Annotated in this window: 22 protein-coding genes; 4 read left to right on the top strand and 18 right to left on the bottom strand. The window is 62.8% G+C overall.

Translation table 11 applies throughout. The features are described from left to right. Positions 1-19: 19 nt before the first annotated feature. From AC1D13_RS09315 to AC1D13_RS09350, 8 genes are all read right to left on the bottom strand, one after another. Positions 20-898 (bottom strand): sugar phosphate isomerase/epimerase family protein, encoded by an 879-nt coding sequence (locus tag AC1D13_RS09315; RefSeq protein ID WP_477689392.1) that lies wholly within the window; start codon positions 896-898, stop codon positions 20-22. A 32-nt stretch (positions 899-930) separates the two neighbouring features. Further along, positions 931-1,827: an NAD(P)-dependent oxidoreductase gene (locus AC1D13_RS09320; protein WP_477689393.1), complete on the bottom strand. Its 897-nt coding sequence runs from the start codon at positions 1,825-1,827 to the stop codon at positions 931-933. Between the two features lie 4 nt (positions 1,828-1,831). Then, positions 1,832-2,533: an SDR family NAD(P)-dependent oxidoreductase gene (locus AC1D13_RS09325; protein WP_477689394.1), complete on the bottom strand. Its 702-nt coding sequence runs from the start codon at positions 2,531-2,533 to the stop codon at positions 1,832-1,834. Positions 2,534-2,544: 11 nt separating this feature from the next. Continuing rightward, positions 2,545-3,510 carry a Bug family tripartite tricarboxylate transporter substrate binding protein gene (locus AC1D13_RS09330; RefSeq protein ID WP_477689395.1) on the bottom strand — a complete coding sequence of 322 codons (966 nt, stop codon included), beginning with the start codon at positions 3,508-3,510 and terminating at the stop codon, positions 2,545-2,547. A gap of 159 nt (positions 3,511-3,669) precedes the next feature. Beyond that, positions 3,670-4,851, bottom strand: a complete 1,182-nt coding sequence (locus AC1D13_RS09335) for a dihydrodipicolinate synthase family protein (protein WP_477689396.1) — start codon at positions 4,849-4,851, stop codon at positions 3,670-3,672. Positions 4,852-4,914: 63 nt separating this feature from the next. Continuing rightward, complete coding sequence (locus AC1D13_RS09340) at positions 4,915-6,078, bottom strand: Gfo/Idh/MocA family protein (protein ID WP_477689397.1); 1,164 nt, start codon at positions 6,076-6,078, stop codon at positions 4,915-4,917. A gap of 94 nt (positions 6,079-6,172) precedes the next feature. Beyond that, on the bottom strand, positions 6,173-7,153 hold the full coding sequence (locus AC1D13_RS09345; protein ID WP_457280463.1) for a Bug family tripartite tricarboxylate transporter substrate binding protein: 981 nt from the start codon (positions 7,151-7,153) through the stop codon (positions 6,173-6,175). A gap of 160 nt (positions 7,154-7,313) precedes the next feature. Then, positions 7,314-7,964 carry a TetR/AcrR family transcriptional regulator gene (locus AC1D13_RS09350; protein WP_477665797.1) on the bottom strand — a complete coding sequence of 217 codons (651 nt, stop codon included), beginning with the start codon at positions 7,962-7,964 and terminating at the stop codon, positions 7,314-7,316. A gap of 145 nt (positions 7,965-8,109) precedes the next feature. Between AC1D13_RS09350 and AC1D13_RS09355 the strand changes: the two genes are divergently transcribed. Together AC1D13_RS09355 and AC1D13_RS09360 are read left to right on the top strand one after the other, a co-directional pair. After that, positions 8,110-8,418, top strand: a complete 309-nt coding sequence (locus AC1D13_RS09355; RefSeq protein WP_457280465.1) for a hypothetical protein — start codon at positions 8,110-8,112, stop codon at positions 8,416-8,418. Between the two features lie 242 nt (positions 8,419-8,660). After that, positions 8,661-10,367, top strand: coding sequence for a thiamine pyrophosphate-binding protein (locus AC1D13_RS09360; protein WP_477689398.1), 1,707 nt, complete (start codon positions 8,661-8,663; stop codon positions 10,365-10,367). A gap of 32 nt (positions 10,368-10,399) precedes the next feature. Here AC1D13_RS09360 and AC1D13_RS09365 read toward each other — a convergent pair whose 3' ends face one another. The 8 genes from AC1D13_RS09365 to yedA form a co-directional block, all read right to left on the bottom strand. Beyond that, on the bottom strand, positions 10,400-12,625 hold the full coding sequence (locus tag AC1D13_RS09365; protein ID WP_477689399.1) for a DNA/RNA non-specific endonuclease: 2,226 nt from the start codon (positions 12,623-12,625) through the stop codon (positions 10,400-10,402). Positions 12,626-12,863: 238 nt separating this feature from the next. Further along, positions 12,864-14,501 carry an ABC transporter substrate-binding protein gene (locus tag AC1D13_RS09370; RefSeq protein WP_457280468.1) on the bottom strand — a complete coding sequence of 546 codons (1,638 nt, stop codon included), beginning with the start codon at positions 14,499-14,501 and terminating at the stop codon, positions 12,864-12,866. 136 nt (positions 14,502-14,637) lie between these two features. Continuing rightward, entirely contained in the window at positions 14,638-15,648 is a 1,011-nt protein-coding gene (locus tag AC1D13_RS09375) for a peptide ABC transporter ATP-binding protein (protein ID WP_457280469.1), read from the bottom strand. Continuing rightward, complete coding sequence (locus AC1D13_RS09380; RefSeq protein WP_457280470.1) at positions 15,645-16,661, bottom strand: ABC transporter ATP-binding protein; 1,017 nt, start codon at positions 16,659-16,661, stop codon at positions 15,645-15,647. Before AC1D13_RS09380 ends, AC1D13_RS09375 begins: the two co-directional genes overlap by 4 nt. A gap of 160 nt (positions 16,662-16,821) precedes the next feature. Continuing rightward, the gene (locus tag AC1D13_RS09385; protein ID WP_457280471.1) at positions 16,822-17,721 is read right to left on the bottom strand and encodes an ABC transporter permease subunit; all 900 of its coding nucleotides are present in this window, start codon (positions 17,719-17,721) and stop codon (positions 16,822-16,824) included. Beyond that, positions 17,718-18,728 carry an ABC transporter permease subunit gene (locus tag AC1D13_RS09390; RefSeq protein WP_457280472.1) on the bottom strand — a complete coding sequence of 337 codons (1,011 nt, stop codon included), beginning with the start codon at positions 18,726-18,728 and terminating at the stop codon, positions 17,718-17,720. The genes AC1D13_RS09385 and AC1D13_RS09390 overlap by 4 nt, the downstream gene beginning before the upstream one ends. A gap of 414 nt (positions 18,729-19,142) precedes the next feature. After that, entirely contained in the window at positions 19,143-19,601 is a 459-nt protein-coding gene (locus AC1D13_RS09395; protein ID WP_122956824.1) for an SWIB/MDM2 domain-containing protein, read from the bottom strand. Between the two features lie 122 nt (positions 19,602-19,723). After that, entirely contained in the window at positions 19,724-20,635 is a 912-nt protein-coding gene (gene yedA, locus AC1D13_RS09400; protein ID WP_477689400.1) for a drug/metabolite exporter YedA, read from the bottom strand. A 92-nt stretch (positions 20,636-20,727) separates the two neighbouring features. Here yedA and AC1D13_RS09405 point away from each other — a divergent pair, with 92 nt between their 5' ends. Further along, a complete protein-coding gene (locus tag AC1D13_RS09405; RefSeq protein WP_007873193.1) occupies positions 20,728-21,219 on the top strand; it encodes an Lrp/AsnC family transcriptional regulator in 492 nt (163 codons plus the stop codon). Beyond that, the gene (gene rraA, locus AC1D13_RS09410; protein ID WP_457280474.1) at positions 21,216-21,728 is read left to right on the top strand and encodes a ribonuclease E activity regulator RraA; all 513 of its coding nucleotides are present in this window, start codon (positions 21,216-21,218) and stop codon (positions 21,726-21,728) included. The genes AC1D13_RS09405 and rraA overlap by 4 nt, the downstream gene beginning before the upstream one ends. Before the next feature lie 204 nt (positions 21,729-21,932). On the opposite strand, the gene fdhF is transcribed toward rraA, so the two are convergent. Beyond that, entirely contained in the window at positions 21,933-24,770 is a 2,838-nt protein-coding gene (gene fdhF, locus AC1D13_RS09415) for a formate dehydrogenase subunit alpha (protein ID WP_477689401.1), read from the bottom strand. A 33-nt stretch (positions 24,771-24,803) separates the two neighbouring features. Further along, entirely contained in the window at positions 24,804-26,501 is a 1,698-nt protein-coding gene (locus AC1D13_RS09420) for an NAD(P)H-dependent oxidoreductase subunit E (RefSeq protein ID WP_477689402.1), read from the bottom strand. Between the last annotated feature and the right edge of the window lie 33 nt (positions 26,502-26,534).

The raw sequence follows: 26,534 nt of genomic DNA on the forward strand, positions 1-26,534 counted from the left end.
GCAGGATGAAGAGGACTCTTTACACCGCGCTGCGGTGCCGGGCAATGCAGGTATCCAGCACCTCGCCGGCTTCCCTCTGCCACCAGTTGCCGGTGGAAAAAATCTCCACCTCGCTGTAACCCGCGAACCCTTGCGTTTCCATCCAGCCGCGGATTTTCGGGATGTCAATCACACCGTCTCCCATCATGCCGCGGTCGTTCAGCAAGTCGGCCGTGGGTGTCAGCCAGTCACAGGCATGGAAGGCGAGCAGGCGTTCCTTGCCTGCCCGTTCGATTTGCCGCTGCAGTTTCGGGTCCCACCACACGTGGTACACGTCTACCGCCACACCGAGTGCGCCACTTCTTGAGGGGTCAAGGGCATCGCAGACGTCGAGCGCGTGCTCCATGGTGTTGATGCAGGCGCGGTCTGCCGCATACATGGGGTGCAGCGGCTCGATGGCCAGCGGCATGCTGCAGCTTGTGGCGTATTCGAGCAATTGGGAAATGCCGTCGGTGACCTGGCTGCGCGACAGCGCCAGGTCTTTGTGTGCCGCCTTGCCGGCCAGCGCACCGGGCAGGCCGCCCACCACCAGCACCAGGCAAGCGGCCTTGAGTTCGCAGGCCTCATCGACCGCGCGGCGGTTGTCGTCATGCGCAGCCTGCAGGCTGGCGGCGTCGGCTGCGGGGAACATGCCGCCGCGGCAGTAGCCGGAGAGTTCAAGTCCGTGGGTTTTGACGAGTTTCGAAACAGCGGGCAGGCCGGCGGCCGCGACCTGGTCGCGCCACGGCGAGATCGCCTTGATGCCGCGCTGCACGCAGGCTTCGATGATGGTGGTCAGCGGCTGCTCGACGCCGCGGCTTTTGCGCACGGTCGCGGTGTTGATGGAGAGCCAGCGGTGGTCCTGGGAAAAATTACGCATGCGGTAAAGGTAGGGGTGTAGTTTTAGTGAAGTCAGTTGGACGGTGGTGCGATTTTCTGCCGGCGCAGTTCGCGGATGATGGCTGCGTTGTCGAGCTCGCCGTCGCCGGCGGCAATGGCTGCACGCATCAGCGCTGCATGGGCTTCGGACAAGGGCAGTTTCTGGCCTTCGGCCGCGGCACTGTCAATCATCAGCTTGACGTCCTTGAGATGCTGGTGGATGCGCGACTGCGGCGCAAAGTTTTCCTCCACCATCATCCGGCCCTTGGCCTCGGCCGCGCCTGATGTGGCCGGGCTGGCCAGCACCAGCGCCAGGAATTGCTCGGGGGGAATACCCATGTTTTCGGCAAAGACCATGCCTTCGGCCAGCACCGCCCGGTTCAGGCCCAGCACCAGGTTGGTAGCCAGCTTGGCTTTGGCGCCCATGCCGGCGCCGCCGACGTGGATGCGTTGGTCTGAAATGGCGGCCAGAACGGATTCGCATGCTTGCAATGCCCCGGCCTCGCCGCCCAGCAGCAGGGTGGCTTCACCGGCGGCGATATGCTGGCTGGAGCCCGAGAGCGGCGCTTCGATGAAGTTGATGCCGCGTGCTGCGAGCCGCGCGGCCAAGGCCGCGAGTTCGTGAGGTGTGCCGGTGGAGCAGTCGATGATGCTGCGAACGCCGAAGACGGACAGCAGGCCGCCCGGCCCTTCGACCACCTTGAGCACGTCGTCGGTATTGAAGACCGCCAACACCATGCAGGAAGCCGCATTGGCAACTTCGGCCAGGGAGCCGGCAGCGCGGCCGCCCTGGGCGGTGAGAGCGGCCCGGGCTTCTTCCCGCAGGTCGAAGCCGGTGACCTGGAAGCCAGCGGCCATCAGGCGCTGCGCCAGCGCGGTACCGACGAGGCCCAGACCGACAATGCCGATAGCGTTTGCAGCTGGAGCCATGCCTTCACGCCGCAAGCGACGCGCCTCCGCAGATCTGGATCTCCTGGCCGGTGATGGCCGCGGCGTCGGGTGAGAGCAGGAAGGTGACCAGCGCGGCAATCTCCCGCGGCTGGATCAACCGGCCCAGCGGCGGCAGCTTCGGCGGGACCGTCGTTCGCGCAGGGTCGGCAAGCATGGCTGTTTCGGTGGCGGCCGGCGACACCACATTGACAGTCACGCCCGAAGCCACGGTTTCGGCAGCCCAGCTGCGTGCCAGGGCCACCAGTGCGGCCTTGGTTGCGGCGTACTGGCTGCGGCCGGCCATGCCGCGCGCCACGCGGCTGCCGACCAGCACCACGCGGCCTGTGCCCGCTTGTGTCATGGCCGGTACCACCAGGTTGGCGATGCGCGTGACGGCATCCACGTGGAGCTGCCACATCAGCGCTGAATCTTCGTTGCGCAGCGCACCAAGCTGGCCGACGCGCAGCACGCCGGCGGCGTGGATGAGCGCCTGCACCCCGCCAGCCGCACGCACGGCGCGCTCCGTGGTTTCGGTATTGCACAGATTGACTTCGGTGGACGAAAACGCCGGATGCACGATGCGTGCAGGCGCCAGGTCCAGGCCGACGACGTCCCAGCCCTGGTCCAGCAGCGCTTGCGCAATGGCCATGCCGATACCTGAGCTGCTGCCCGTGACAAGTGCGCGTTTCACGTCTTCAGTGGCCATGGTTATGCATGTTATTCGACACGGATGTTGCCGTCCGTGATGATCTTCTGCGAGCGCGCCATGTCGCTGTTCTGGAATTTGGCAAAGTCCTCCGGCGTGCCGGGTGTCAGCACCAGGCCTTGCTGGAGGAGCTTTTCACGCATGTCGCTGGCGAGCGCCTTGTTGGTTTCGGTGTTGAGTTTCTGCGTGATGTCTGCCGGCAATTTTGCCGGGCCCCACAGGCCGTACCAGCTGTAAAACTCGTAGCCGGGAATTGTCTCGGCCACGGTCGGCACATCGGGCAGATTGGGCACGCGCTTGTCGCCGGTCACGGCAACGACGCGCAGCATGCCGCTCTTGTGGTACTGCAGCGAGCCGAGGATGGGGTCGATGAAGCCGTCGATCTGGCCGCCGATCAGGTCCTGGAACGCCGGCGCCGTGCCCTTGTAGGGCACCACGGTGTATTCGATGCCGCCGGCGCGCTTGAGGAGTTCGGTTGACAGGTGGCCGGCCGAACCAATGGAGCCGACCGCAAACGTCATCTTGCCGGGATTGGCCTTGGCGTGGGCAATCAGCGACTTCACGTCGGTGATCGCCAGGTTCTTGTTGATGGCAATCGACAAGGGCGCCTTGGCAACCAGCGAGACGGGCGTAAAGTCTTTCACCACACCGTAAGGCACCGACTTCATCGTCATGGGTGCGGTGGTGAAAGTGGAGGCATTGAAGAGCAGGGTGTAGCCGTCTGCTGGCGCCTGCGCGACCACATGCGCGCCGATGGTGCCGTTGCCGCCCGCACGGTTTTCCACCACAAAGGGCTGGCCCATCTGTTCGCTGAGCTTTTGCGCCAGTTGCCGGCCCACCGCGTCCAGCGTGCCGCCGGGCGGGAAGGGGATGATGACCTTGACCGGGCGGCTGGGGTAAGCCTGCGCCGCGGCGCCGAAGGCTGCGGCTGCGAGGGCTGTGGCCAGGGTGGCCTTGAGGAAAGTGCGTGTCTTCATGGTTGTCTCCAGGTGAATTTATTTATGAACGATCTGACAGGAATATCGCGACGGTTTTTTCAAGCAGGCGCCGCGGAACCGGCTTTGCCGGGCCGCCAGCGCCGCCCCCTTGAGGGGGGAGACCGCTACACGCAGTGAGTCGGCAACGGGGGGGAACCATTACATGCCGTGCAGCGCCAGTAGCGTCTTCATGCGCTGGGTTGCCAAGTCCGGTTGTTCAAGCAGGTTGGAGGCATCGGCCAAGCGGAACAGCTCGGCGAAGTGCTGCAGCGAACGCGTGCTCTGTTGCCCGCCCACCATCGTGAAATGCTTCTGGTGGCCATTGAGCCAGGCCATGAAGACCACGCCGGTTTTGTAGAAACGTGTGGGTGCGGCAAAAATGTGGCGCGACAGCGGCACGGTGGGGCCGAGGATGGCGTGAAATTTCTCGACATTGCCTTGCGCGAGTTCGCCTAGTGCGGCGCTGGCGGCCGGTGCGATGGCGTCGAAGATGCCCAGCAGCGCATCACTCTGGCCGTGCATCGCTTCCTTGCCGAAACCATCGCCGGCAATCAGCTCGGCGTAGTTGAAGTCGTCGCCCGTATACATGCGTACGCCCGCTGGCAGCCTGCGGCGCATCGCGATTTCCTTGTCCTTGTCGAGCAGCGAGATCTTGATGCCGTCAACCTTGTCGGGGTGGGCGTTGATGATGCCGAGCGCCGTGTTCATGGCTTTTTCGACATTGCTGCTGCCCCAGTAGCCGGCCAGTGCGGGGTCGAACATGTCGCCCAGCCAGTGCAGTACTACCGGCTGTTTCGCCTGGCTCAGGATGCGGTCGTAGACGCGTTCGTAGTCTGCCGGGCTTTTGGCGACGCGGGCGAGCGCGCGGCTGGCCATCACGATGAGCTTGCCGCCGAGTTTTTCAATCGCGGCCATCTGCTCTTCGTAGCCGGCGATGACTTCATCGACGCTCTTGACGTTTTCCAGCACCAGGTGGTCGGTGCCGCAACCGGAAGCGACCAGCGCGCCCGGCACTTCCTTGGCGGCGTCGAGTGAACGGCGGATCAGTTCCAGAGAAGTGGGCCAGTCCAGGCCCATGCCGCGCTGCGCCGTGTCCATGGCTTCGGCCACACCCAGGCCCAGCGACCACAGGTGACGGCGGTAGGCAATAGTCGTGTCCCAGTCGATCGCGCAATTGACCCAGGGGTCGATCGCGGCCAGCGGGTCGGCGACCACGTGGGCGGCCGAGTAGGCGATGCGGTTGAATTTGACGCCCGGTGCGGGCTTCACCGGTGTACGGCCTTGCAGCGTGTAAGGCCGCAGGCCGCCCGCGGCGACAGGCAGGGAAAGGGTTAAAGCCATGAATCTACCTTTTCTGTATGAAAAATGTGCCTGTAGCCCTTATCTCATGGGCGCGAGCAGCTATCAAACTTGTAGCGCGGGCACGTCCACCCAGCGGCGCTCTTTCCAGCTTTCGAGCGCGGCTTCAACCAGCTGCACGCCTTTGGCGCCTTCGGGCAGCGTCCATTTGTAGGGTTCGTTTTCCACCACATGGCGGATGAAGTGCTCCCACTGGATCTTGAAACCGTTGTCGTAGGTCTGGGTGTCCGGCACTTCCTGCCACTGGTCAGAGAAATTCATCGTCTGCTTCTCGTCCGGGTTCCAGACCGGGCGTGGCGTGTTGACGCGCGACTGGGCCTTGCAGGAGGAGAGGCCGGCAACGGCTGAGCCGTGCGTGCCGTCGACGTGGAAGGTGACCAGGTCTTCGCGGTTCACGCGGGTCGCCCAGGACATGTTCATCTGCGCGATCACCGGCTCGCCGCTGTGGCCGACCAGTTCGGCCGTGGCGTAGGCTGCGTCGTCGGCGGTGGCCTTGTAGGGCTTGCCGGCTTCGTCCCAGCGTTCGGGAATGTGGGTGGCGCCTATGCAGGAGATGGACTTGACTTCGCCGAACAGGTTGTCCAGCACGTAGCGCCAGTGGCACATCATGTCCAGGATCATGCCGCCGCCGTCTTCGGTGCGGTAGTTCCAGCTCGGGCGCTGGATCGGCTGCAGGTCGCCTTCAAAGACCCAGTAACCGAACTCGAGCCGTACCGAGAGCATCTTGCCGAAGAAGCCGGCGCGGCGCAGCATGTCAAGCTTGCGCAGGCCGGGCAGGAAGAGTTTGTCTTGTACGGCGCCGTGTTTCAGGCCGGACTTTTCGGCCAGGCGGGCGATCTCGACGGCCTCGTTGAGGTTGGTGGCAATCGGCTTTTCGCAGTAGACATGTTTGCCGGCGCGGATGGCCTTGGCCAGCAGGGTGGGGCGCATCTGCGTGGTGCCGGCGTCGAAGAAGATGGTGTCGTCCTTGTTCTTCAGCGCCTCGTCGAGGTCGGTGCCCCAACGCGCGAGGCCATGGGCTTTGGCCAGGGCTTCAATCTTTTCGGCGTTGCGGCCGATCAGGATCGGGTCGGGCATCACCTTGTCACCGTTGGAGAGCGTGACGCCGCCCTGTTTGCGGATCGCGACGATGGAGCGGATCAGATGCTGGTTCATGCCCATGCGTCCGGTGACGCCGTGCATGATGAGTCCTAGTCGTTGAGTAGCCATGGGGTCCTTTGAGGAGGTGAAAAATGCGGCGGCCCTACCTGGTCCGGCCAGGGGTGTTGGAGGGACGGGACGCTGCGGGGAAACTGACCGGGTGTTACTGGGTGGGCTGCAGGCCAGCGGCCTTGACCAGCACGGCATTGCTCTTGATCTCGTCCTTGATATAGGTGTCGAACTGCTCGGGCGAGAGTGTCCAGGTGTCGGCGCCCAGGGCGGCGAAGCGTTCCTTGACTTCGGGCGTGTTCAGGGCCTTGATCACTTCGTCGTGCAGGCGGTTGACGATGTCGCGCGGTGTTTTCGCGGGGGCCATCATGCCGATCCAGAAGTTGAACTCTGAACCCGGAACGCCGGCTTCAGCCGTGGTGGGGACCTGGGGCAGGGCGCTGGCGCGTTTGGGCGAGCCGACCGCGAGGGCCACGAGCTGGCCGTTCTTGATCTGGCCTATCACCGGTGCGATCGGCGAGAAGTAGTAGTCGACGCGGCCGGCCATCACTTCTGTCACGGCTTCACCGGAGCCCTTGAAGGGAATGTTGGTGGCTTCGATTTTGGCGGCGAGCTTGAATTTCTCGGCGTTCAAGTGGGTGGCGCTGCCCTGGCCGGCCGAGGCGAAGTTCATGCTGCCGGGCTTGGCGCGAGCCGCGGCCAGCAGCTCCTGCAGGGTCTTGATGTTTTTGGCCGGCGACATGACCAGCACATTGGGCGTGCTCGAGATCGGCGTCACACCCGTGAAGTCGCCCAAGGTGTCGAACGGCAGCTTGGCGAATGTCGAGGGGCTGACCGTGTGCGAGGACGAGTGGATCATGATGGTATAGCCGTCCGGCGCGGCCGTGGCCACGGCCTGCTGGCCGATGGTGCCGCTGGCGCCGCCGCGGTTGTCGATCACCAGTGTCTGGCCCATGCTTTGGCTCATCTTGTCGGTGATGGCGCGGGCAATGATGTCGGTGGTGCTGCCCGCGGCAAAAGGCACGATGACCCGGATGGGCTTGTTGGGGTAGGCGCCCTGGGCGCTGGCCACCAGGGGTGACAGTGCCGCCAGGCAGGTGAGGCTGGCCACTGCGGCACGACGTGTGAATTTCATGTGCTTTGTCTCCTGAAAGGGGTCATTGAAGGACTGCGAAAGACCTGTGCATGCCGCCGGTGTTGTTGGGTTATCGGAATGCAGTTTACTCATAATTCACCAATAAGTGAATTACGAATTGTAAAAATGGCCTCGTCGCTGCGTCAATGACTGCCCGGAATCAGTTTCTAAGGACATACCCTAGGATGACCTCGCACATGTGCGAGAGTCGCTCGTGGCGGGCTTTGGGCGTCATGAGATCGCGCCCGAAAATGGCCGACAGCGTGTGGTTGTTCGACAGGTAGAAATACGACATGCCGGCAATGGAAACGTAGAGCTGCACCGGGTCGATGCCGCCGCGAAACAGCCCGTCTGCGCGCCCGCGCTCCAGGATTTCCGCCAGCGTCTGGACCAGGGGCGAGTTCATTTCCTGTACGCGGCTGGACATGGCCAGATGCCGCCCCTGGTGCAGGTTTTCACTGTTGAGAAGCGTCAAAAACTCGGGGTGGGCAATGTAGTATTCCCAGGTGAATTCCGTCAGGCGGCGGATGGCTTGTGCCGGATCCATGTCGCGCAGATGCAGCTCTGTTTCTGCCTCGCGGATGTCGGCATAGGCGTTTTCCAGCACCGCCAGGAAGAGCTCGTCCTTGCTCTTGAAGTAGTAGTAGATCAGGCGTTTGTTGACGTCGGCGCGTTCGGCAATCCGGTCTACCCGCGCACCGCCCAGGCCGTGTTGCGCGAACTCGTCGCGGGCTGCCAGCAGGATGGCCAGCTGGGAGCGGTCGGCATCGCGCGAGCGGGGTTCGGCGGGCTTGGTTTTAGGGGTCGGCATGGCAAGAATTTAACTGTTTGGTGAATTAAAGCAAGAACACTCGAGAGTCATCGTTATTGGATGACAGACAGCGGCCAAGGGTACCTCCATAATGAAGCAGGTACCGGCCGTCCGCGCCGGCGCCCCTGAGGCAAAGGAGATGGTCATGAACAATTCAGACACGCCGAAAGACGGCGACTTCGCAAACTGGGTAGACCAGAAAGCCGAGGCGCTCAAATTTGAACTGGGTGAAAAATTCCCGGTACCGCCGTCCGAACTGCATTCTCCCTCGGTGCACGTAGAGACCGGCCGGCAGAAGCTGGAAGAAGTACTGCTCGAACACGAGGAGCCGACGCAGGAGTTCCTCGACGAACTGGCCGCCCTCGAATCGGCCCCGCCGCTGAGCGACGAAGAGCTGGCGCGCCAGGCCCTCGCCGCCGGCGGTGGTGACGGCGACGCGGCTACGCCTGAATAATTGTTCCACCCCCGTCCAGGCTCACTGCGTGTAGCCTGTTCCCCCCTCAAGGGGGCGGCGCCTGCGGCCCGGCAAAGCCGAAAAATTGAGCCACCCCTATCGGGCTCACTTCGTGTAGCCCTTTTCCCCTTGCAGGGGACGGCGACTGCGGCCCGGCAAAGCCGGTTCCGCGGCACCCGCTTGGTTGAAGAGTCGCCGCTAGGTCGCTGCGCCTGTGCACATTCCAGCGGCACAATAGGCTCATGACCACCCCTCAACTCGCCGGCCACCTTCTCGTCGATTGCCTTCTGGCCCAGGGCGTTACCCATGCGTTTGGCGTTCCCGGCGAAAGCTACCTGGCTGTGCTGGACGGCCTGCATGCGCGCCAGGACAAGATCCAGTTCGTCACCTGCCGGCAAGAGGGCGGCGCGGCCTTCATGGCCGAGGCGCACGGCAAGCTGACAGGGCGGCCGGGCGTGTGCATGGTCACGCGCGGGCCGGGCGCCACCAATGCGTCCATCGGCGTGCACACGGCCTTCCAGGATTCAACCCCCATGGTGCTGCTGGTGGGGGACGTGGCCAGCGACTGCCGCGACCGCGAGGCTTTTCAGGAAGTCGATTACTTCAACTTTTTTGGCCCGAGTACCAAAGGCTTTGCCAAGCGCGTGGAGCGGATCGACCAGGCCGACCGCATTCCTGAATACGTGGCGCGCGCCTTCGCCACCGCCATGAATGGCCGGCCCGGCCCCGTGGTGCTGGTGCTGCCGGAAGACATGCTGACGCAGATGACCGCCGCCCAACCGTTGCCGCGCGTGGAGGCGGTGCAGGCCTGGAGCGACCCGGGCTCGCTGCGTACGCTGCGCGAGATGCTGCTCAAGTCCGAGCGCCCGCTCGTCATCGCCGGCGGCGGCGGCTGGACGCCGCAGTCGGCGCAGGCGTTGCAGCGCTTTGCCGAAAACTGGAAGCTGCCGGTGGGCAATGCCTTTCGCTTCCAGGACACCTTTGACAACCACCATCCGCTCTACGCGGGCGACGTGGGTATCGGCCTGAACCCGAAGCTGGCCGCACGCGTGAAGGCCAGCGACCTGATCATCGCCATAGGCCCGCGCCTGGGTGAGATGACGACTGGTACTTACACGCTGCTGGAGGCGCCCCGGCCCAAGCAAAAGCTGGTGCATATCCATTCGAGCGCCGAGGAGCTCAACCGCGTCTACCAGGCCGATCTGGCCATCAACGCCACCATGAACGCGGCTGCGCGATCGCTGGAGGTACTCACGGCGCCGGTGTCTGTGGCCTGGGAAGCCTGGACCACATCCGCGAACGAGGACTATCTGGAAAACCTCAAGCCGACACCTTCCGCGAACCTGCCGGGTGATATCGACATGCCCGCCATCGTCGGCATGCTGCAAAAGCACCTGCCGGCGGATGCAGTGCTGACCAACGGCGCCGGCAACTTTGCCAGCTGGGTGCATCGTTTCTTTCAGCATCACGGTCTCGTCAAAGGCCACAAGACGCAGCTGGCCCCCACCGTGGGCGCGATGGGTTATGGCGTGCCGGCCGGTATTGCTGCGGCCATCACGACAGGCCGGGTGGCTTTCACCATCGCGGGTGACGGCGACTTTTTGATGAACGGCCAGGAGCTGGCCACTGCCGTGCAGCACGGCGCCAAAAGCATCATCGTGCTGCTCAACAACGGCATGTACGGGACGATCCGCATGCACCAGGAGCGGGAGTATCCAACACACCAAAGTGGTTCAAGCCTGAACAACCCGGATTTTGCGGCGCTGGCGCGCGCCTACGGTTACGCCGGCGTGCGCATCACGCGCACCGCGGATTTTGAGGCGGAATTGCTTGCGGCGCTGGCTCGCAAGGAGGGCACGGTGATTGAGGTCACGCTGGATCCGGAAGTCATCACCACGCGTGGCACCTTGTCGGCGATTACGCAAAACGCTCTGGCCAAGGCGCCGTAACCATTGCAGCAATGCGGGCCGCTACCGGATAGCTACTGGCCTGCGTACTGGTCCGCGGCGACGATTTTGGGGTCGAACTTCAAGCCGGCCAGTTCCTCGATCTCCGCGATGGCGGCCTGGTTGCGTTCGAAGGCCGGCATGTCTATCGACTCATAGGTGTCGCCGAACTGCCTGATCGGTTTTTCCTGACTGAAGACGAAACCATAGGCCAACAGCTTCGCGCCGCGTTTTTGCGATTCGGGCACGACCACAACCTTCCAGAATTTTTTGGGGATTTTGACCTTGCCGGTTCCCCAGTTTTTGGACTCGAAGAATTCGGTGAGCACCGGCCCCGCGAACAGCACGGCGCGCCCGCCCGACTCCTGAACCTGGTCGGTGAGCAGGCGCTCAAACTGGCCCCAGATACCGACCACTCCGCCTTCATAGACGCGCTGGCCGCTGCGGTCATTGGGGTTCTCCTGGTTGAATGCCTCATGCTGCGGCGTGCAGTTGGGCCAGTGGTAGCTGTCGGCGTTCGCGAATTCGGTTTCGTCCGCGTCGGCGCCCCAGCAGTTGTCTTCGCGGCGGACAATGTGCCCGCGGTCAATCCGTTTGGCCGGGCCGTAGACGTCCTTGTTGAGCAACTGGTATTCCAGCGGCAGCCGCGGGTCTTCTCGCCAGTTTTCCCCTCCGAAATCCGCCCGCTTCCGCGGGTCGGTGCGTGATTTGGGGCGGTAGTCGTAGTTCGAGGCGGTCCACAGGCACATGCGTGTCGGCTTGTGCATCACGAGGGAAAAGTGGTGGTAGTCAAGCGGTAGCGGATCGGCCGGCGCCAGGTGGCTTGTCTTCACTGCGGGCACGTCGTCCACACTGGCATTGAATTCCTCATAATCGGCAACCGAATAGAGGGCACCATCCCATCGCGATTGGGCCACAGGGGCTGGAACCTCCTGGCCGAGGAATTTCGGGTTGTATCCCTTGCGGCCCGCGTAGTCCTCGTCGAAAACCAGGGACTTTTCCTGAAAGGCGGTGAAGAGGCCATCCGCCGAAGGCGCACCGGAACCATCAGACAAACGAACTTGCGCGGCCGCCGCGGGTGCAGGCACCGACACGGGCGCAGCGGCGGCAGGCACGCCGGGCTGAAGCGCCTGCCCGCCATAGACGTGCAGGGTTACAGGCCCCGAGAAATTGAAGGTGTTGCCGCCGCCGGGCCGTGAGGCGAGAGGTAAGAGGGATGACGAGGGGGGGGCGGCCGGCACGCTCTCTGTGCCGGTGAGCGGGTCTGCCGTGGTCGCCAGCAATTGCCGGGCGATCATGCGCATGGATTCTGGAATCGACATGGATTTAAGCCTTTCAACGATGAAACTGACGCGCGCGCCCTCATTGGCGATCCACTGGATGTCGTCGTCGCTTTGCGACTCCGGGTCCCAGGGGGCGCCCCGTTTGTCCAGGATCCGGCCGTCCCGCATCGCCGGCACGCCGCAGTGGTGCAGCGCCACCAGTTCCCAGTCGGTGTTGTAGACCGGGGAGCCCGAGGAGCCCGGCCGCGTGTCCGTCTCATAGTGAAGAAAGCCGGTGGGCAGGATGTCCATTAACTTGTTGTCGCTGATGGCGAAGGCCCGCGGCCCGCCGGCGGGGTGCTGGATGATATTGACCGGAGCGCCCGTCAACACCTTGCCCGTTGCCTCGATCAGCCGCGTCCAGCCGCATGAGGCAATCTGGTCGCTCTCGCGGCTGCGGGGCTGCACCGCCACGATGGTGAAGTCGAGGTCCGGGTCGGTAACAAAGAAACGGTCTGGATCGAAGTCGTAGTACTTGCCGTTGTTGATGCCGTACTCATCGCGCACGTAGAAAAAATTCGCCGCGTGGCCGTCGACGTCGATCTTCGAAGGAAACACGTGATGATTCGTCAGTAGCAGGTCGAACCCGATCAGCAGGCCCGTGGCCACGCCGATGGGCGTATGGCCGGCGCTGCGCTGCTGGACGATGCGGGCCACGGGTTTCGCGGCGTCCGAGGCCTGGACGCTGGGCGCGTATTCCACGGGATTCCACGTACCAATGACACGCTCGGGGAAAAGGGGAAAGCCGCCCGCGGCCCTGGTCAATTGACGGGCTGTCCATTCCGCTTGGCGCTTGGGTGTGTCGGCGGCGCCCGGGCCTTGGTTCCGGATTTTTTCAAGGCCGGTTTCGCGCTGCTTCATGCGCTCTTCCCAACGCCGGGCCGCATCCGTCAGGATGCCCTGTTGCCTCGTCTTGACCGCTCCGAGTGTCTGTCCCATTTCTTGTTCCTTCGCCGGCCTTCGGCCTGCAGAATTCGGGGAAATGGATATTCCTCCATTCCACGGGAAAATGCACCCTCCAGTCGGAGGAGGCTTCACAAGCAGGGTTAGTGCAGACCTGTAAAGACGTACAGCGGCTCGCGAAAAACAAGGCGCCACAATGAAAAAACCCTCCTTGAAGAAGGAGGGTTTTGAATGGAGGCGGCTTTATGACAAAGCCGCTTCAAGCCATGAAGGATTATTCCTTGATGTCGACAGCGTAGAAGTTGTGGCGGCCGAACGGGCTGTTCTTGTAGCCGATCACGCTTTTGCGGATGGGCTTGAGCTGCACCGCGTGGGCGATGGTGAACCAGGGCGCCTGTTCCTTGAAGATGACCTGGGCCTGCTGGTAGAGCTTGATGCGCTCGGCAGGATTGGTCACCGTCTTGGCTTTCAGGACCAGGTCTTCATAAGGCTGGTAGCAGAACTTGGCGATGTTGGAACCGCTGGCGGACTGGGCTGAAGCGCAGCCGAGCAGGGTGTACATGAAGTTGTCAGGATCGCCGTTGTCGCCGGTCCAGCCCAGCATGCCCATCTGGTGTTCGCCAGCCTGCAAACGCTTGCGGTACTCGCCCCATTCGAAGCTCTTGATCTCGGCGGTCACACCGACCTTGACCAGGTCAGCCTGCATCAACTCGGCAATGCGCTTGGCGTTCGGGTTGTACGGGCGCTGCACGGGCATGGCCCACAGGTCGGTGGTGAAACCGTTGGGGAAGCCGGCCTGGGCCAGCAATTTCTTGGCGGCTTCGGGGTTGTACTCGTCGTCCTTGATGGCGTTGTTGTATGCGGCCATGGTTGGCGGGATCGGGTTCTTGGCGGCAACACCGGTGCTCAGGTACACACCGTCAACAATGGCTTTCTTGTTGATGGCCATGTTGATGGCCTTGCGCACGCGCACGTCGTCAAACGGCTTCTTGGTCGTGTTGTAGGCGAGGTAGCCCACGTTCAGGCCGGCCTGCTCGACGATCGTCACGTTCGCGTCCTTGCGGATCGCGTCGAGGTCGGCGGGATTGGGGTAGGGCATGACGTGGCATTCGTTCTTCTGCAGCTTGGCCCAGCGGACCGAAGCGTCAGGCGTGATCGAGTACACGAGGTCGTCGATCTTGGCTTTGCCGCCCCAGTATTGCGGGAAGGCCTTGTAGCGGATGACCGCGTCTTTTTGGTACTGAACCAGGTAGAAGGGGCCGGTGCCGACCGGGTCCTGGTCGATTTTTTCCGGCGTGCCGGCTTTCAGCATGGCGTCGGCGTATTCCTTGGACTGCAAGGCCGCGTAAGGCATGGCCAGGTTGGCGAGGAACGGTGCTTCAGGCTTGTCCAGCGTGATCTTGACGGTGTAGTCGTTGACCTTTTCCACCGATTTCAGCAGCTTGGGCATGCCCATGTCGCTGAAGTAGGAGTGGTTGGGGCTGGTGACCTTGAAGAAAGCGTTGTCTTCTTTCCACTGGCGTTCGAACATGAACAGCACGTCGTCTGCGTTGAAGTCGCGCGTTGGTTTGAAGGCCTTATTGCTGGCATGCCACTTCACGCCCTTGCGCAGGTGGAAGGTGTATTCCTTGCCGTCGGCGGAAATGTCCCATTTTTCGGCCAGGCCGGGAACGACCTTGGTGCCGCCGTATTCGAATTCCACGAGGCGGTTGTAGACGGGTTCGTTGGCATCAAACGACGTACCCGTGGTGTTGACGCCAGGGTAGAAGTTTTCGGGGCTGCCTTCAGAGCAGAACACCAGCGTCTTCGCGGAGACGGGTGAAAGTGCCAGCAGCGCTGGCAGGGCAACAGCGCACAGCAATGCGCGCTGGACCGGACGCAGCCGGCTTGCACTTGGTTTGGTCTGAATCATTTGACGATCCCTTTGGAGGTTAATGCTGCTTCTTGCAGCGGGGCTTGCGGCCAGATTGCACAACATTTGTGACGTTGTGCGCCCTGGTCATTGAAAAACGTGGCCTGAAACCGGTGCTTGAGCGCATGGTTTCAGGTCACGCAGTGAGAAAGTTTTCAGCATAGTGGCACGCAACCTGCCGCTCTGCAACTTCACGCAGCTGCGGCCTTTCGGCGCGGCAACGGTCGGTGACGTGGGGGCAGCGGGTGGAAAACACGCAACCGGTGGGCGGGTTCAGCGGCGAGGGCAGCTCGCCCTTGAGCACGATGCGCTGTTTGACGCCGGTGCCGGCCAAGCCGGGTGTGGAGGCCAGCAGGGCCTGGGTGTAGGGGTGCAGGGGTCGGTTGAACAGGGCATTTTTCTCGCCTTGTTCAACGGCATGGCCCAAGTACATCACCAGCACGTCGTGGGCGATGTGGCGCACCACACCCAGATCGTGCGAGATGAACAGGTAAGCCAGGCCCATGGACTGCTGCAGGTCGGCCAGCAGGTTGAGCACCTGGGCCTGGATGGAGACGTCAAGAGCCGACACCGGCTCATCGGCCACTACCACGATGGGGTTGAGCATCAGCGCGCGCGCGATGGCGATGCGTTGGCGCTGGCCGCCTGAAAACATGTGGGGATAGCGGTCATAGTGCTCTGGGCGCAGGCCCACCATGGCCAGCATGGCGCGTGCCTTTTCGGCGCGCTCCGCAGCGTTCAGGGTGGTGTTGATTTCAAGCGGCGCTTCAAGGATGGCGCCGATTTTCTTGCGCGGGTTGAGTGAGCCGTAGGGGTTCTGGAACACCAGCTGCACGGCCTTGCGCAGGCCCACGCGCTTTTCGGGGGAGCCGACGGCGTCGATGCCGGTGATGCGCAGTTCGCCGCCCGTGGGCGTTTCGATCAGCGACACCATGCGGGCCAGCGTCGATTTGCCGCAGCCGGATTCGCCCACGACAGCCAGCGTCTTGCCGGCATGGACCGAGAAGGACACGCCGCCGACGGCTTGCAGGTGGTCGGACTTGCGCATGAAACCGCGGCGGATTTCGTAAACCTGTTTGAGGTTTTTGGCCTCGACGACGGGGCCGGTAGGCAGGGTGCCTGGGGTAGTGACGGTGGCGGTGCTCATTGCGCGGCCTCCATCACGGGGGTGTCGCGTTCGATGTTGGCCTCGCGGCTGGGATCACCCAGTGGGTAGTGGCAGCGAACCATGCCGTCCTTCCAGGCGCGCAGCAGCGGGCGCTCGTTGCGGGAATGTTCGGTGGCATAGGCGCAGCGCGGGGCAAACAGGCATCCGGCAGGGCGGTCATAGAGGCCGGGCACCATGCCGGGGATGGTTGCCAGGCGCGCGCTACCGTCGCTGCGCTCGGGCAGGGCCGACAGAAGTGCTTCGGTGTAGGGATGCTGCGGGGTGTTGAAGAGGGCGTGTGCGCTTTGCTCTTCCATGATCTGGCCGGCGTACATCACCGCGATGCGCTGTGCCATTTCGGACACCACGCCCATGTTGTGCGTGATCAGCACCAGGGCCATGCCACGCTCTTTTTGCAGGCTGCGCAGCAGGTCCAGGATTTGGGCCTGGATGGTGACGTCGAGCGCCGTGGTGGGCTCGTCGGCAATCAGCAGGCGCGGGTTGCAGGCAATCGCCATGGCAATCATCACGCGCTGGTTCATGCCGCCCGACAGTTGGTGCGGATAGGCCTTCAGGCGGCTTTCGGGTGAATTGATGCCGACCTGCTCAAGCAGTTCGATAGCCTTGCGTGTGGCCGCCTTTTTATCCATGCCCAGGTGCAGACGCAGGGTTTCGGTGATCTGGAAGCCGACGGTGAAGCAGGGGTTCAGGCTGGTCGTGGGTTCCTGGAAGATCATCGCGACGTCTTTGCCGATGAGCTTGTTGCGCTCGCCTTGCGACAGCTTGAGGAGGTCGTGGCCGGCAAACCGCAGTTTGTCGGCTTTCACGCGGCCGGGGTAGGCCACCAGGCCCATCAAGGCCATCATGGTGACGCTCTTGCCGGAGCCGGATTCGCCCACGATGCCGAGGACTTCGCCTTCTTCCAGCGACAGGCTGATGCCGTCGACGGCGTGCATCACGCCGTTTTGTGAGGGAAATTCAACAGAAAGATTTTCGATTTCAAGAAGGGCCATGGTTAGGTCCTTTCACAGTGAGGAAATTTGGACAACAAGCTGCTTTTGGCGGCGGTCCAAGAGTATGGCCAGTGGCCGCGCGGAACCGGCTTTGCCGGGCCGCAGTGGCCGCCCCCTGGAAGGGGGGAGGCGGCTACACGAAGTGAGTCCGCAACGGGGGTCATCGTTTTAACTTCGGATCGAATGCATCACGCAGTCCGTCGCCGAGCAAATTGAAGGCCAGCACAGTGATCAAAATTGCGAGGCCGGGGAAGGTGACTACCCACCAGGCGCGCAGGACGAATTCGCGGGCGTCGGCCAGCATGGTGCCCCATTCGGGTGAGGGCGGCTGGGCGCCCAGGCCCAGGAAGCCCAGGGCGGCTGCGTCCAGGATGGCGGTGGACACGCCGAGCGAGGCCTGGACGATCAGCGGCGCCGTGCAGTTGGGCAGGATTTCGCTGAACATGAGGCGGATGCGGCTGGCACCGCTCATGCGTGCGGCGGTTACGTAGTCGCGCGAGGTTTCGGCAATCACCGCGGCGCGTGTGATACGGACGTAATGCGGCAGCACGACGATGGCGACAGCCAGCATCGCGTTCATCAGGCCGGGACCGAGGATGGCCACGATCACGATGGCCAGCAGCAGGCTGGGCAGCGTGAGGATGATGTCCATCAGGCGCATCACCGCGATCTCGAAGATGCCGCGGAAAAAGCCTGCCAGCAGGCCCAGCACCGTGCCGACGACCACCGACAGCGCCACCACAGCCAGGCCGATGACCAGCGACAGGCGGGCGCCGTACATCAACCTGGTCAGGATATCCCGACCGATCGCGTCTGTGCCCAGGGGGTAAGTCCATGACCCGCCGGTTTGCCAGGCTGGGGGTTTGAGGAACACCGCGTTGTTGGTGATATTGGGCGCATGCGGCGCCAGCAGCGGCGCGAACAGCGCGATCAGCAACACGCCAATGACAATGACCAGGCCGATCACGGCGCCGTTGTTTGCACTGAAGTAGTTCCAGAATTCGCGCAGCGGATGCGGTGGCGCGGGCGCGGTAGCGGGTTTCAAGGTGGCCGTGCTCATCGCTGGTGCCTGATGCGTGGGTTAATGATGCCGTAGGTGATGTCCACCAGCAGGTTGACGGCCATGACGATGGCGCCCAGCAGAAGGATGCCGCCCTGCAGCACGGGGTAGTCGCGGCGGCTGATGGCTTCGATCAGCCACTTGCCGACGCCCGGCCAGGAAAAAATGGTTTCGGTGAGGATGGCGCCGGTAAACAGCACGCCCACCTGCAGGCCGATCACGGTGACCACCGGGATCAGTGCGTTGCGCAGCGCATGCAGGGCCACCACGCGCAGGTTGGAAAGTCCTTTGGCGCGCGCGGTGCGGATGTAGTCTTCGCCCAGCACTTCCAGCATGGCCGAGCGCGTCATGCGCGCGATCACCGCCAGCGGGTTGGTGCCCAGCACGATCATGGGCAATATCAGGTGCGAGGCGGCCGACCAGAACGCGCCCTTGTCGTCCGACAGCAGCGAGTCGATCAGCAGAAAGCCGGTGGTGGGCTCGATGAAGTACTGCACGGAGAGCCGGCCCGACACGGGTGTCCAGCCGAGCTGCACCGAGAACAGCAGGATCAGCAGCAGCCCCCACCAGAAAATAGGCATGGAATACCCCGTGAGGGACACCCCCATGACGCCATGGTCGAGTATGGAGTTTCGCTTGACCGCCGCCAGAATGCCCGCGGGGATGCCGATCAGCAGTGCAAACAAAATGGCGCACACGGCGAGTTCGATGGTGGCCGGAAACAGCGTGAGGAATTCGCGCAGTACAGGCTCCTGCGTGATCAGGGACTTGCCCAGGTCGCCTTTCAGGACCCGGCCGATGTAGATGCCGTACTGCACCATTACGGGTCGGTCCAAGCCATATTCCTTGAGCAATTGCGCGTGGCGCACCGGATCGATGCCGCGCTCGCCCGCCATGGTTTCGATCGGGTCGCCGGGCACCATGCGGATAAGGAAGAAGGCCAGCAGAGTCATCCCCAAAAAGGTGGGAATGATCAGGCTCAGTCGGGTAAAAATAAAGCGCAGCATTATCGCGGGATGCTAAGGCAGGACTTGGCGCAGGGTGTGGGAAAACCGTCGCGCTGGTGACAGGCAGGGCGCGCGAAATTTTCCGCCGCCTCGGTTTTTGAATGCAGTAGCTGCAGTGGCATCGACATGGAGTCTTGTTTTGTTAAGTCTGGTGCGGGCGGTGCCGCGGGGAATTTTTTATCTTAGCAACAATAGCGTCGGTTTTCGACTGTGCCGCTGGTGGCAGGCTACCGAGTAACCCTATGGCATTAGCAGACGTTTCAGGTAGTTTTGGGCGTTAATGGAAGCGGGCGGAAGAGCGCCGGAGTAACGCAGGAAGCGTGCCAGCGGCTGGGCGCTTGGCATGGGCCCTGCTGCACACGCGCATAAAAAAAGGCCGGTAGATACCGGCCTTTTGATATCGGTAAGAACCGATTACTTGACGTGCTTGCCGATCAGGCCAGCCATCTCGAACATCGACACCTGCGCCTTGCCGAAGACGGCACGCAGTTTTTCGTCGGCGTTGATCATGCGCTTGTTGACCTTGTCCTGCAGGCCCTTGGATTTGATGTAAACCCACAGCTTGCTGACGATCTCGGTACGTGGCAGAGGCTTGTCGCCCACCACGGCTGCCAGTGCGGGGCTCAAGGTCAGTGCCTTCATGAACGCTGCATTGGGAGTGCGCTTTTTGGCAGGCGCTTTTTTCGCTGCTGGCTTTTTGGCCGCAACTTTCTTGGCGGGAGCTGCTTTCTTCGCGGCTACCTTCTTTGCAGGCGCTGCCTTTTTCGCAGGAGCCTTCTTCGCAGGAGCTGCTTTCTTCGCAGCTACTTTCTTTGCCGGAGCAGCCTTTTTTGCAGGCGCTTTTTTAGCCGGTGCTTTTTTTGCAGTTGCCATGATTGATTTTCCTTCTAGAAGTTGATAAATCACCACACGGATAACTACTCTTCCTTGTGGCAATGCGGATGCTACTGGAGAAAAACGCAGTTTCCTAGCGAAAGCGCACTTTATTTGCGCTTTTATGTTGCAGATTTACCTCTGAAAATCAGGAAAACACCCATGAGAATCACGCCGCAAGCGGCCCATTCGCCCCCAGTGACGTACTCTCCGGCGAAGAATGCACCGAGAAAAATCGCGATCAAGGGGTTCACAAAGGCATAGCTCGTGGCTACTGCAGGTGAGGCATTGGCCAGCAAATAGAGGTAGGCGCTGAAGGCGATGAGCGAGCCAAACACCACGAGATAGAGCCACGCAAGCACGGCTTCAGGCTGCGCGGGCCAGTTGGCAGCGGCTTCGCGGTGCTCACCCAATGCAAGAGAAATCGCCATCAACACCGCGCCGCCACACAACATTTCGCTGGCAAAACCCGCGGGGCCATTCGCCAGCGGCAGCCGGGTGGTGGACAGCACCGAGCCAAGTGACCACAGCAAGGTCGCCCCCGCAATGCACGCCATGCCGACGGGAGCAGCACTAAAGCTGGCGCCTTGCACCAGCATCAGCACACCTGCCAGCCCCACCACCATGCCCAGGAACTCCAGCCTGCTGGGCCACTGGCCCAGCAGGAGGCCCCAGGCCGACACCATCATGGGAACCACCGCGATGAAGGTGGCGATCAGTCCGGAGCCGATGTGAACTTCAGCCGCTGCTGTCAGCCCCATCCCGCCGCCCAGCATCAGGGTGCCGATGACTGCGGCGTTGGCCCACTCGCGCCTGCTGGGCAGCTTGTGCCCGCGTATCAGCACCCATGCCATCATCAGAAGGCCGGCCGCCAGGAAACGCGTGCCCATCTGGAAGAAAGGCGGAAAACTGATCAGGGCAAAGCGGATTGCCAGGTAAGTGGAGCCCCACACCAGGTAACAGGCGAGCAGGGCAGGGATCAAAAGCGCCGGCGCTTTGCCGGTGGCGGAGGATGAAATGAGCGCAGAGGTCATGTCTGCATGGTAGGTTGCCAAACGCCGTCAGACTATGCAAAACTAACGGCAAAACTGCAGCTGGCCTTTAAATTTAAAGCTTGAAAAGCGATATGACCGAAACTACTGAGTGGGACCATTACGACAGCCGCATCCTCGGCGAACTGCAGCGCGATGCGCGGATCACCATGGCCGAGCTGGGCCGCCGTGTTCACCTGAGCCAGCCGGCAGTCACGGAGCGTGTGCGCAAGCTCGAACTGGGCGGCGTGATCAAAGGTTACCGGGCCGAGGTTGACCTTGCGCGGCTGGGTTACGGCATACGCGCTATTGCGCGGGTAGGGCGGGTCGAGTACGCCCGGGTGGTCAAGCTGATCGAGCAGACGCCTGAAGTCATCAATGCCTACAACGTGACCGGCGAAGACAGCTGGGTGCTGGAAATCGCAGTGATCGACGTGGCGCACCTGGACGCGGTGGTGACCAAATTCTGTATCCTCACCGAGACCTCGACCTCCATCGTGCTGAACGCCCCCCGCGAGAATGCGGTGGTCTTGCCCGCCCGGCGCGAAGACATCAAACCCGTCATCAAGAAAGTCACCGGAAAATGAGCCAAGACAATCTCGCCTCCTTCGCCACCTGCGATCTCTGCGACCTCCACAAAGGCGACACCTCGGGCCGCTTCAGGGTGCTTCCGCCGGTTTTCAGGAGCTATGGCGGGCATCAGAAGTTCAGCGGGCCCGTGGTCACCGTTCAGTGCTTTGAAGACAACTCGCCAGTCAAGGCGGCGGTGGAGTCGCCCGGCGAGGCGCGCGTGCTGGTGGTGGACGGGGGCGCCTCGCTGCGCCGCGCGCTGCTGGGCGGCAATCTGGGCGCCGCCGCCGCCAAAAACGGCTGGGCAGGGGTGCTGATTGACGGTTGCGTGCGCGACGTGGCGGAGCTGGCGCAATGCCAGACCGGCATCCGCGCCCTGGCAAGCATGCCGCTGCCCACGGAAAGGCGCCAGGCGGGCCTGCGTGACATCGCTGTGCAGATACAGGGCGTCTGGGTGCGGCCGGGCGACTGGCTCTACTCCGACGAGGACGGGGTGGTGGTGATGCCGGCGCCTGCGCAAGCGTAGACGCAGGGCGCTTGCAATCCAGGCGCTCTGCCGCCGGGCGCAGAAGTTTGCAGCGGGGGCGCTGGATGGATTATTGGAATAATCGGCCTGAAACCCAATAAAAAAGGGCGTAAGCAGCTATAAATTTGATAGCACTCACGCGCTGTCTTTACGCAGCAGAGGCGGGCCGCTCATGCCTTGCTTCTCATTGCTGCCAAAAAATACTCAGAACCCCGCAAGAGCGATCGAGTTCTTCAGCGCTTGCCCACCGCCGTAGCTATCCTGCTCGGGTGGCACGCCGCCCAGCGACACGCGGATCGCGCAGTATTTGAACTCCGGGATCTTCGCAAACGGGTCCAGCGCGGCGTTGGTCAGCTTGTTGATGGCTGCCTCGTAGTAACAGAAAGGTACAAAAACCGCGCCGCGTGGCGAGCTTTCGTCGGCGCGGGCATACAGCTCCACCTTGCCGCGGCGTGACTCGATGGTTACGACATCGCCCGGTTTGCCGCCCAGGGCCGCAAGATCCAGGGGGTGCACCAACGCAACCGGATCCGGCTCGATCGCATCGAGTACCGTCGCGCGTCGGGTCATGCTGCCGGTGTGCCAATGCTCCAGCTGGCGCCCGGTAATCAGCACCATCGGGTATTCGGTGTCCGGGCGCTCATTGGCCGGGATGATGTCGGCCGGCACAAACTTCGCGCGGCCGCCTTCGCGGGGGAAGTCTTCCACGAATACCACCGACTGGCCTGGATCGCCTTCCTTCATACAAGGGTAGGTGACCGAATGCTCGCGGTCAAGCCTGTCCCAGGTGATGCCGCCAATGCTCGGCATGGTGTGGCGCATCTCGTCGAAGACTTCGCTGACATGGTTGTAGTGCCAGCCGCAGCCCATCCGGTTGGCGATCTGCGTGATGATCCAGAGGTCCTGGCGCGCATCGCCGGGCGGGTTGATCGCCTTGCGGCCCATCTGCACGAGGCGGTCGGTGTTGGTAAAGCTGCCGTCTTTTTCCGGGAAGGCGCTGGCCGGCAAAATCACGTCCGCCAGATAGGCCGTTTCGGTCAAGAAGATGTCCTGCACCACCAGGTGATCAAGCGCAGCCAGGGCTTCACGCGCGTGGTTGGCGTCGGGATCGGACATGGCCGGGTTCTCGCCCTGCACGTACATCCCCTTGATGCCGCCCTTTTTGATGGCGTGCATCACTTCGACCACCGTCAGGCCGACCTGGTCGTCCAGGGAGCCGGGGGCCACCTTCCAGGCCTTCTCAAAGCTGGCGCGGACTTCGGGCTTGGAGACGTGCTGGTAATCCGGCAGCATCATGGGGATCAGGCCTGCGTCGGACGCACCCTGCACGTTGTTCTGGCCGCGCAGCGGATGCAGGCCGGTGCCGGGGCGGCCGATCTGGCCGGTCATCAGCGACAGGGCAATCAGGCAGCGCGCGTTGTCAGTGCCGTGCACGTGCTGCGAAACGCCCATGCCCCACAGAATCATCGAGCCTTTGGAGGTGGCGAACAGGCGGGCCACGTAGCGCAGCGTCTCGGCGTCGATACCGCAGATCGGGGCCATCAGCTCGGGCGTGTAGCCCTCAACATTCTTGCGCAGCTCTTCGTAGCCGATGGTGCGGCTGTCGATAAAAGCCTGGTCCACCAAGCCTTCGGTCACGATGACGTTCATCATCGCGTTGAGCATGGGCACATCGGTGTCGGGCTTGAACTGCAGGTGGCGGTGCGCCACGCGGGTGAGGTCGGAGCGGCGCGGATCCATCACGATCAGCTTGGTGCCGTTTTTCACGGCGTTCTTGATCCAGGTGGCGGCCACGGGGTGGTTCACTGTCGGGTTGGCGCCGATGATCACGACGACATCGGCCTTGGTGACATCCATAACAGGGTTGGATACCGCGCCGGAGCCTATGCCTTCCAGGAGGGCGACGACCGAGGAGGCGTGGCACAGGCGCGTGCAATGGTCCACATTGTTGCTGCCGAAACCGGTGCGCACCAGCTTCTGGAACAGATAGGCTTCCTCGTTGCTGCCTTTGGCCGAGCCAAAACCGGCCAGCGATTTTTTGCCGTACTGGTCGCGGATCGCTGCGAGCTTGCCGCCAGCGAATTCCAGCGCTTCTTCCCAGCTGGCTTCACGGAACACGTCCATCACGCGGTCCGGGTCCATGGTGAAGTCGCCGGTCTTTGGCATGCCTTCGCGGCGGATCAGTGGCTTGGTCAGGCGGTGCGGATGGTGCGCATAGTCAAAACCATAGCGGCCCTTGACGCAGAGGCGCTCGTGGTTGGCGGGGCCGTCGCGGCCTTCCACAAAAAGAATCTTGTCGTCTTTGACGTTGTAGGTCAGCTGGCAGCCGACGCCGCAATACGGGCAGACCGACTCGACTTGCTTGTCGGGAACAGTCAGGGCAGCTTCGCGGGCGGGCATCAGCGCACCAGTGGGGCAGGCCTGGACGCATTCACCGCAGGCCACGCAGGTGGATACGCCCATGGGGTCGTCCATGTCGAAAACGATCTTGGCCTGGTCGCCGCGGAAAGCCAGGCCGATGACGTCGTTGACCTGTTCGTCACGGCAGGCGCGCAGGCAGCGCGTGCACTGGATGCAGGCGTCCAGGTTCACGGCGATGGCGGGGTGCGACACGTCCTGGCGCACCTGCTGGCGCGCCTCGAAACGGGGCTTTCCGACACCGATCTTGGCGGCCCATTGGTCCACCTCGTTGTTGCGGGTGTATTCCTTCTCGGGCATGTCCGACAGCAACAGTTCCAGCACCATTTTTTGCGACGCCACGGCGCGTTCGCTATCGGTGACGACCTTCATGCCGGCGGCCGGTGCCCGGCAGCATGAGGGAGCGAGTACGCGCTCACCGTTGATCTCGACCATGCAAGAGCGGCAGTTGCCGACGGCCTCCATGCCCTCCTTGAAGCACAGGTGCGGGATCTCTACGCCTTCGCGTTTGGCGACCTGGAGCAGCGATTCGGTGGCGCGGCCCTGGACTTCACGCCCATTGAGGCTGAAGCTGACGAGCGGTGCGTCGAGTTCGGCGAGTTCCTGGCGGGTGATTGCATTCATCGTGGTGCCTTTTGTCTTTGTGTCCGGGCGTGCTCAGGCCAGCTCATGCGGAAAGTATTTGACGACGCAGTCCATCGGATTGGGCGCCGCCTGGCCGAGGCCGCAGATCGACGCATCACGCATGACCAGCGACAGGTCCGCCAGCAAGGCCAGGTCCCACTTGGGCTGCTCCATGAGGTGCGCCGCCTTGGCCGTGCCGACACGGCAGGGCGTGCACTGGCCGCAGGACTCGTGGTGGAAAAAACGCATCATGTTGCGCGCTGCATCGGTGGCCGTGTCCTTGTCGGAGAGGACCATCACCGCAGCCGAGCCGATAAAGCAGCCATAGGGTTGCAGCGTGTCGAAGTCCAGCGGGATGGTGTTCATCGTGGCTGGCAGGATTCCGCCTGAAGCGCCGCCGGGCAGATAAGCGTAGAACTTGTGGTCGTCCAGCATGCCGCCGCAGTATTCGTCGATCAGTTCCTGGATGGTGATGCCGGCCGGCGCCAGCTTGACGCCGGGCTCCTTGACTCGACCGGAAACCGAGAATGAGCGCAAGCCTTTGCGGCCGTTGCGGCCGTGCGAGGCGAACCATTCGCCGCCTTTTTCCAGGATGTCGCGCACCCAGTACAGCGTCTCGAAGTTGTGCTCCAGCGTCGGCCGGCCAAACAGGCCTACCTGCGCTACGTAGGGCGGACGCAACCGGGGCATGCCGCGTTTACCCTCGATGGACTCGATCATGGCCGACTCTTCGCCGCAGATATAAGCGCCTGCGCCGCGGCGCAGTTCGATTTCCGGCATGCCGGTCATCAGCGGGTCCAGCCGCAGCCTGGCCAGTTCGGCTTCCAGCATGTTGCGGCAGCCGTGGTATTCGTCACGCAGGTAAACGTAAATTTTTTCGATGCCGACGGCCCAGGCGGCGATCAGCATGCCTTCGAGAAAACGGTGCGGGTCGCGCTCCAGGTAGACGCGGTCCTTGAAGGTGCCGGGCTCGCCTTCGTCGATGTTCACCGCCATCAGGCGCGGGCCTTTTTCGGCCCGGACAATGCGCCACTTGCGCCCGGATGGAAAGCCTGCCCCACCAAGTCCACGAAGGCCGGAGTCTTCCATGGTCTTGAGGACCGATTCGATATCGCGTTCGCCCGAGATGCAATGCTTGAGCAAGGCGTAACCACCGGCTGCCTGGTAAGTGGGCAGGTCGATAAAACCGTCAGGAACGTGCTGCACAGCCGCTGCTGCGACGGTCGCCATCACGGTTTCGCAGCTGGCATTGGGTACGGGGTTTTGTCCCACCACGGCTGCCGGCGCCTGCTCGCAGCGGCCTATGCAAGGCGCGGCAATGACCCGGACTTCGCGGCCGAGCAGGGCAGGGAGCTTGGCCAGCAGGTCTTTGGCGCCCGCCATCTCGCAAGAAAGGCCATCGCAGACCCGCACCGTGAGTGCGGCCGGAGCGGCTTCGCCTTCCTTGACCACGTCGAAGTGGTGATAGAAGGTTGCTACTTCATAAACCTCGGTCTGCGCCAGCTTCATCTCCTGGGCCAGTGCTGCCAGATGGGCGGCTGACAGGTGACCGAACTTGTCCTGAATCTTGTGCAGGTGTTCGATCAGCAAGTCCGGCTGGCGCGACTCGGTGCCCAGCAGGCTCTGCACTTCGGCCAGCGCCTGCGGGTCGACGCGGCGCCCCTTGGGTGCCTGGCGCTTTCGCTGCTTGGAGGCGTCGATGACGGCGATGGGAATGATGGGATGGTTCATGAAGCGTGTGGGCTCGCTGTGTGGCTGGCGTTG

This window comes from Polaromonas sp. P1_E12 (assembly GCF_056405975.1).

Excerpts from the sequence above, each read along its gene's own strand:
- AC1D13_RS09315 (WP_477689392.1), bottom strand. The coding sequence starts at position 898 with ATGCGTAATTTTTCCCAGGACCACCGCTGGCTCTCCATCAACACCGCG.
- AC1D13_RS09320 (WP_477689393.1), bottom strand. The coding sequence starts at position 1,827 with ATGGCTCCAGCTGCAAACGCTATCGGCATTGTCGGTCTGGGCCTCGTC.
- AC1D13_RS09325 (WP_477689394.1), bottom strand. The coding sequence starts at position 2,533 with ATGGCCACTGAAGACGTGAAACGCGCACTTGTCACGGGCAGCAGCTCA.
- AC1D13_RS09330 (WP_477689395.1), bottom strand. The coding sequence starts at position 3,510 with ATGAAGACACGCACTTTCCTCAAGGCCACCCTGGCCACAGCCCTCGCA.
- AC1D13_RS09335 (WP_477689396.1), bottom strand. The coding sequence starts at position 4,851 with ATGGCTTTAACCCTTTCCCTGCCTGTCGCCGCGGGCGGCCTGCGGCCT.
- AC1D13_RS09340 (WP_477689397.1), bottom strand. The coding sequence starts at position 6,078 with ATGGCTACTCAACGACTAGGACTCATCATGCACGGCGTCACCGGACGC.
- AC1D13_RS09345 (WP_457280463.1), bottom strand. The coding sequence starts at position 7,153 with ATGAAATTCACACGTCGTGCCGCAGTGGCCAGCCTCACCTGCCTGGCG.
- AC1D13_RS09350 (WP_477665797.1), bottom strand. The coding sequence starts at position 7,964 with ATGCCGACCCCTAAAACCAAGCCCGCCGAACCCCGCTCGCGCGATGCC.
- AC1D13_RS09355 (WP_457280465.1), top strand. The coding sequence starts at position 8,110 with ATGAACAATTCAGACACGCCGAAAGACGGCGACTTCGCAAACTGGGTA.
- AC1D13_RS09360 (WP_477689398.1), top strand. The coding sequence starts at position 8,661 with ATGACCACCCCTCAACTCGCCGGCCACCTTCTCGTCGATTGCCTTCTG.
- AC1D13_RS09365 (WP_477689399.1), bottom strand. The coding sequence starts at position 12,625 with ATGGGACAGACACTCGGAGCGGTCAAGACGAGGCAACAGGGCATCCTG.
- AC1D13_RS09370 (WP_457280468.1), bottom strand. The coding sequence starts at position 14,501 with ATGATTCAGACCAAACCAAGTGCAAGCCGGCTGCGTCCGGTCCAGCGC.
- AC1D13_RS09375 (WP_457280469.1), bottom strand. The coding sequence starts at position 15,648 with ATGAGCACCGCCACCGTCACTACCCCAGGCACCCTGCCTACCGGCCCC.
- AC1D13_RS09380 (WP_457280470.1), bottom strand. The coding sequence starts at position 16,661 with ATGGCCCTTCTTGAAATCGAAAATCTTTCTGTTGAATTTCCCTCACAA.
- AC1D13_RS09385 (WP_457280471.1), bottom strand. The coding sequence starts at position 17,721 with ATGAGCACGGCCACCTTGAAACCCGCTACCGCGCCCGCGCCACCGCAT.
- AC1D13_RS09390 (WP_457280472.1), bottom strand. The coding sequence starts at position 18,728 with ATGCTGCGCTTTATTTTTACCCGACTGAGCCTGATCATTCCCACCTTT.
- AC1D13_RS09395 (WP_122956824.1), bottom strand. The coding sequence starts at position 19,601 with ATGGCAACTGCAAAAAAAGCACCGGCTAAAAAAGCGCCTGCAAAAAAG.
- yedA (WP_477689400.1), bottom strand. The coding sequence starts at position 20,635 with ATGACCTCTGCGCTCATTTCATCCTCCGCCACCGGCAAAGCGCCGGCG.
- AC1D13_RS09405 (WP_007873193.1), top strand. The coding sequence starts at position 20,728 with ATGACCGAAACTACTGAGTGGGACCATTACGACAGCCGCATCCTCGGC.
- rraA (WP_457280474.1), top strand. The coding sequence starts at position 21,216 with ATGAGCCAAGACAATCTCGCCTCCTTCGCCACCTGCGATCTCTGCGAC.
- fdhF (WP_477689401.1), bottom strand. The coding sequence starts at position 24,770 with ATGAATGCAATCACCCGCCAGGAACTCGCCGAACTCGACGCACCGCTC.
- AC1D13_RS09420 (WP_477689402.1), bottom strand. The coding sequence starts at position 26,501 with ATGAACCATCCCATCATTCCCATCGCCGTCATCGACGCCTCCAAGCAG.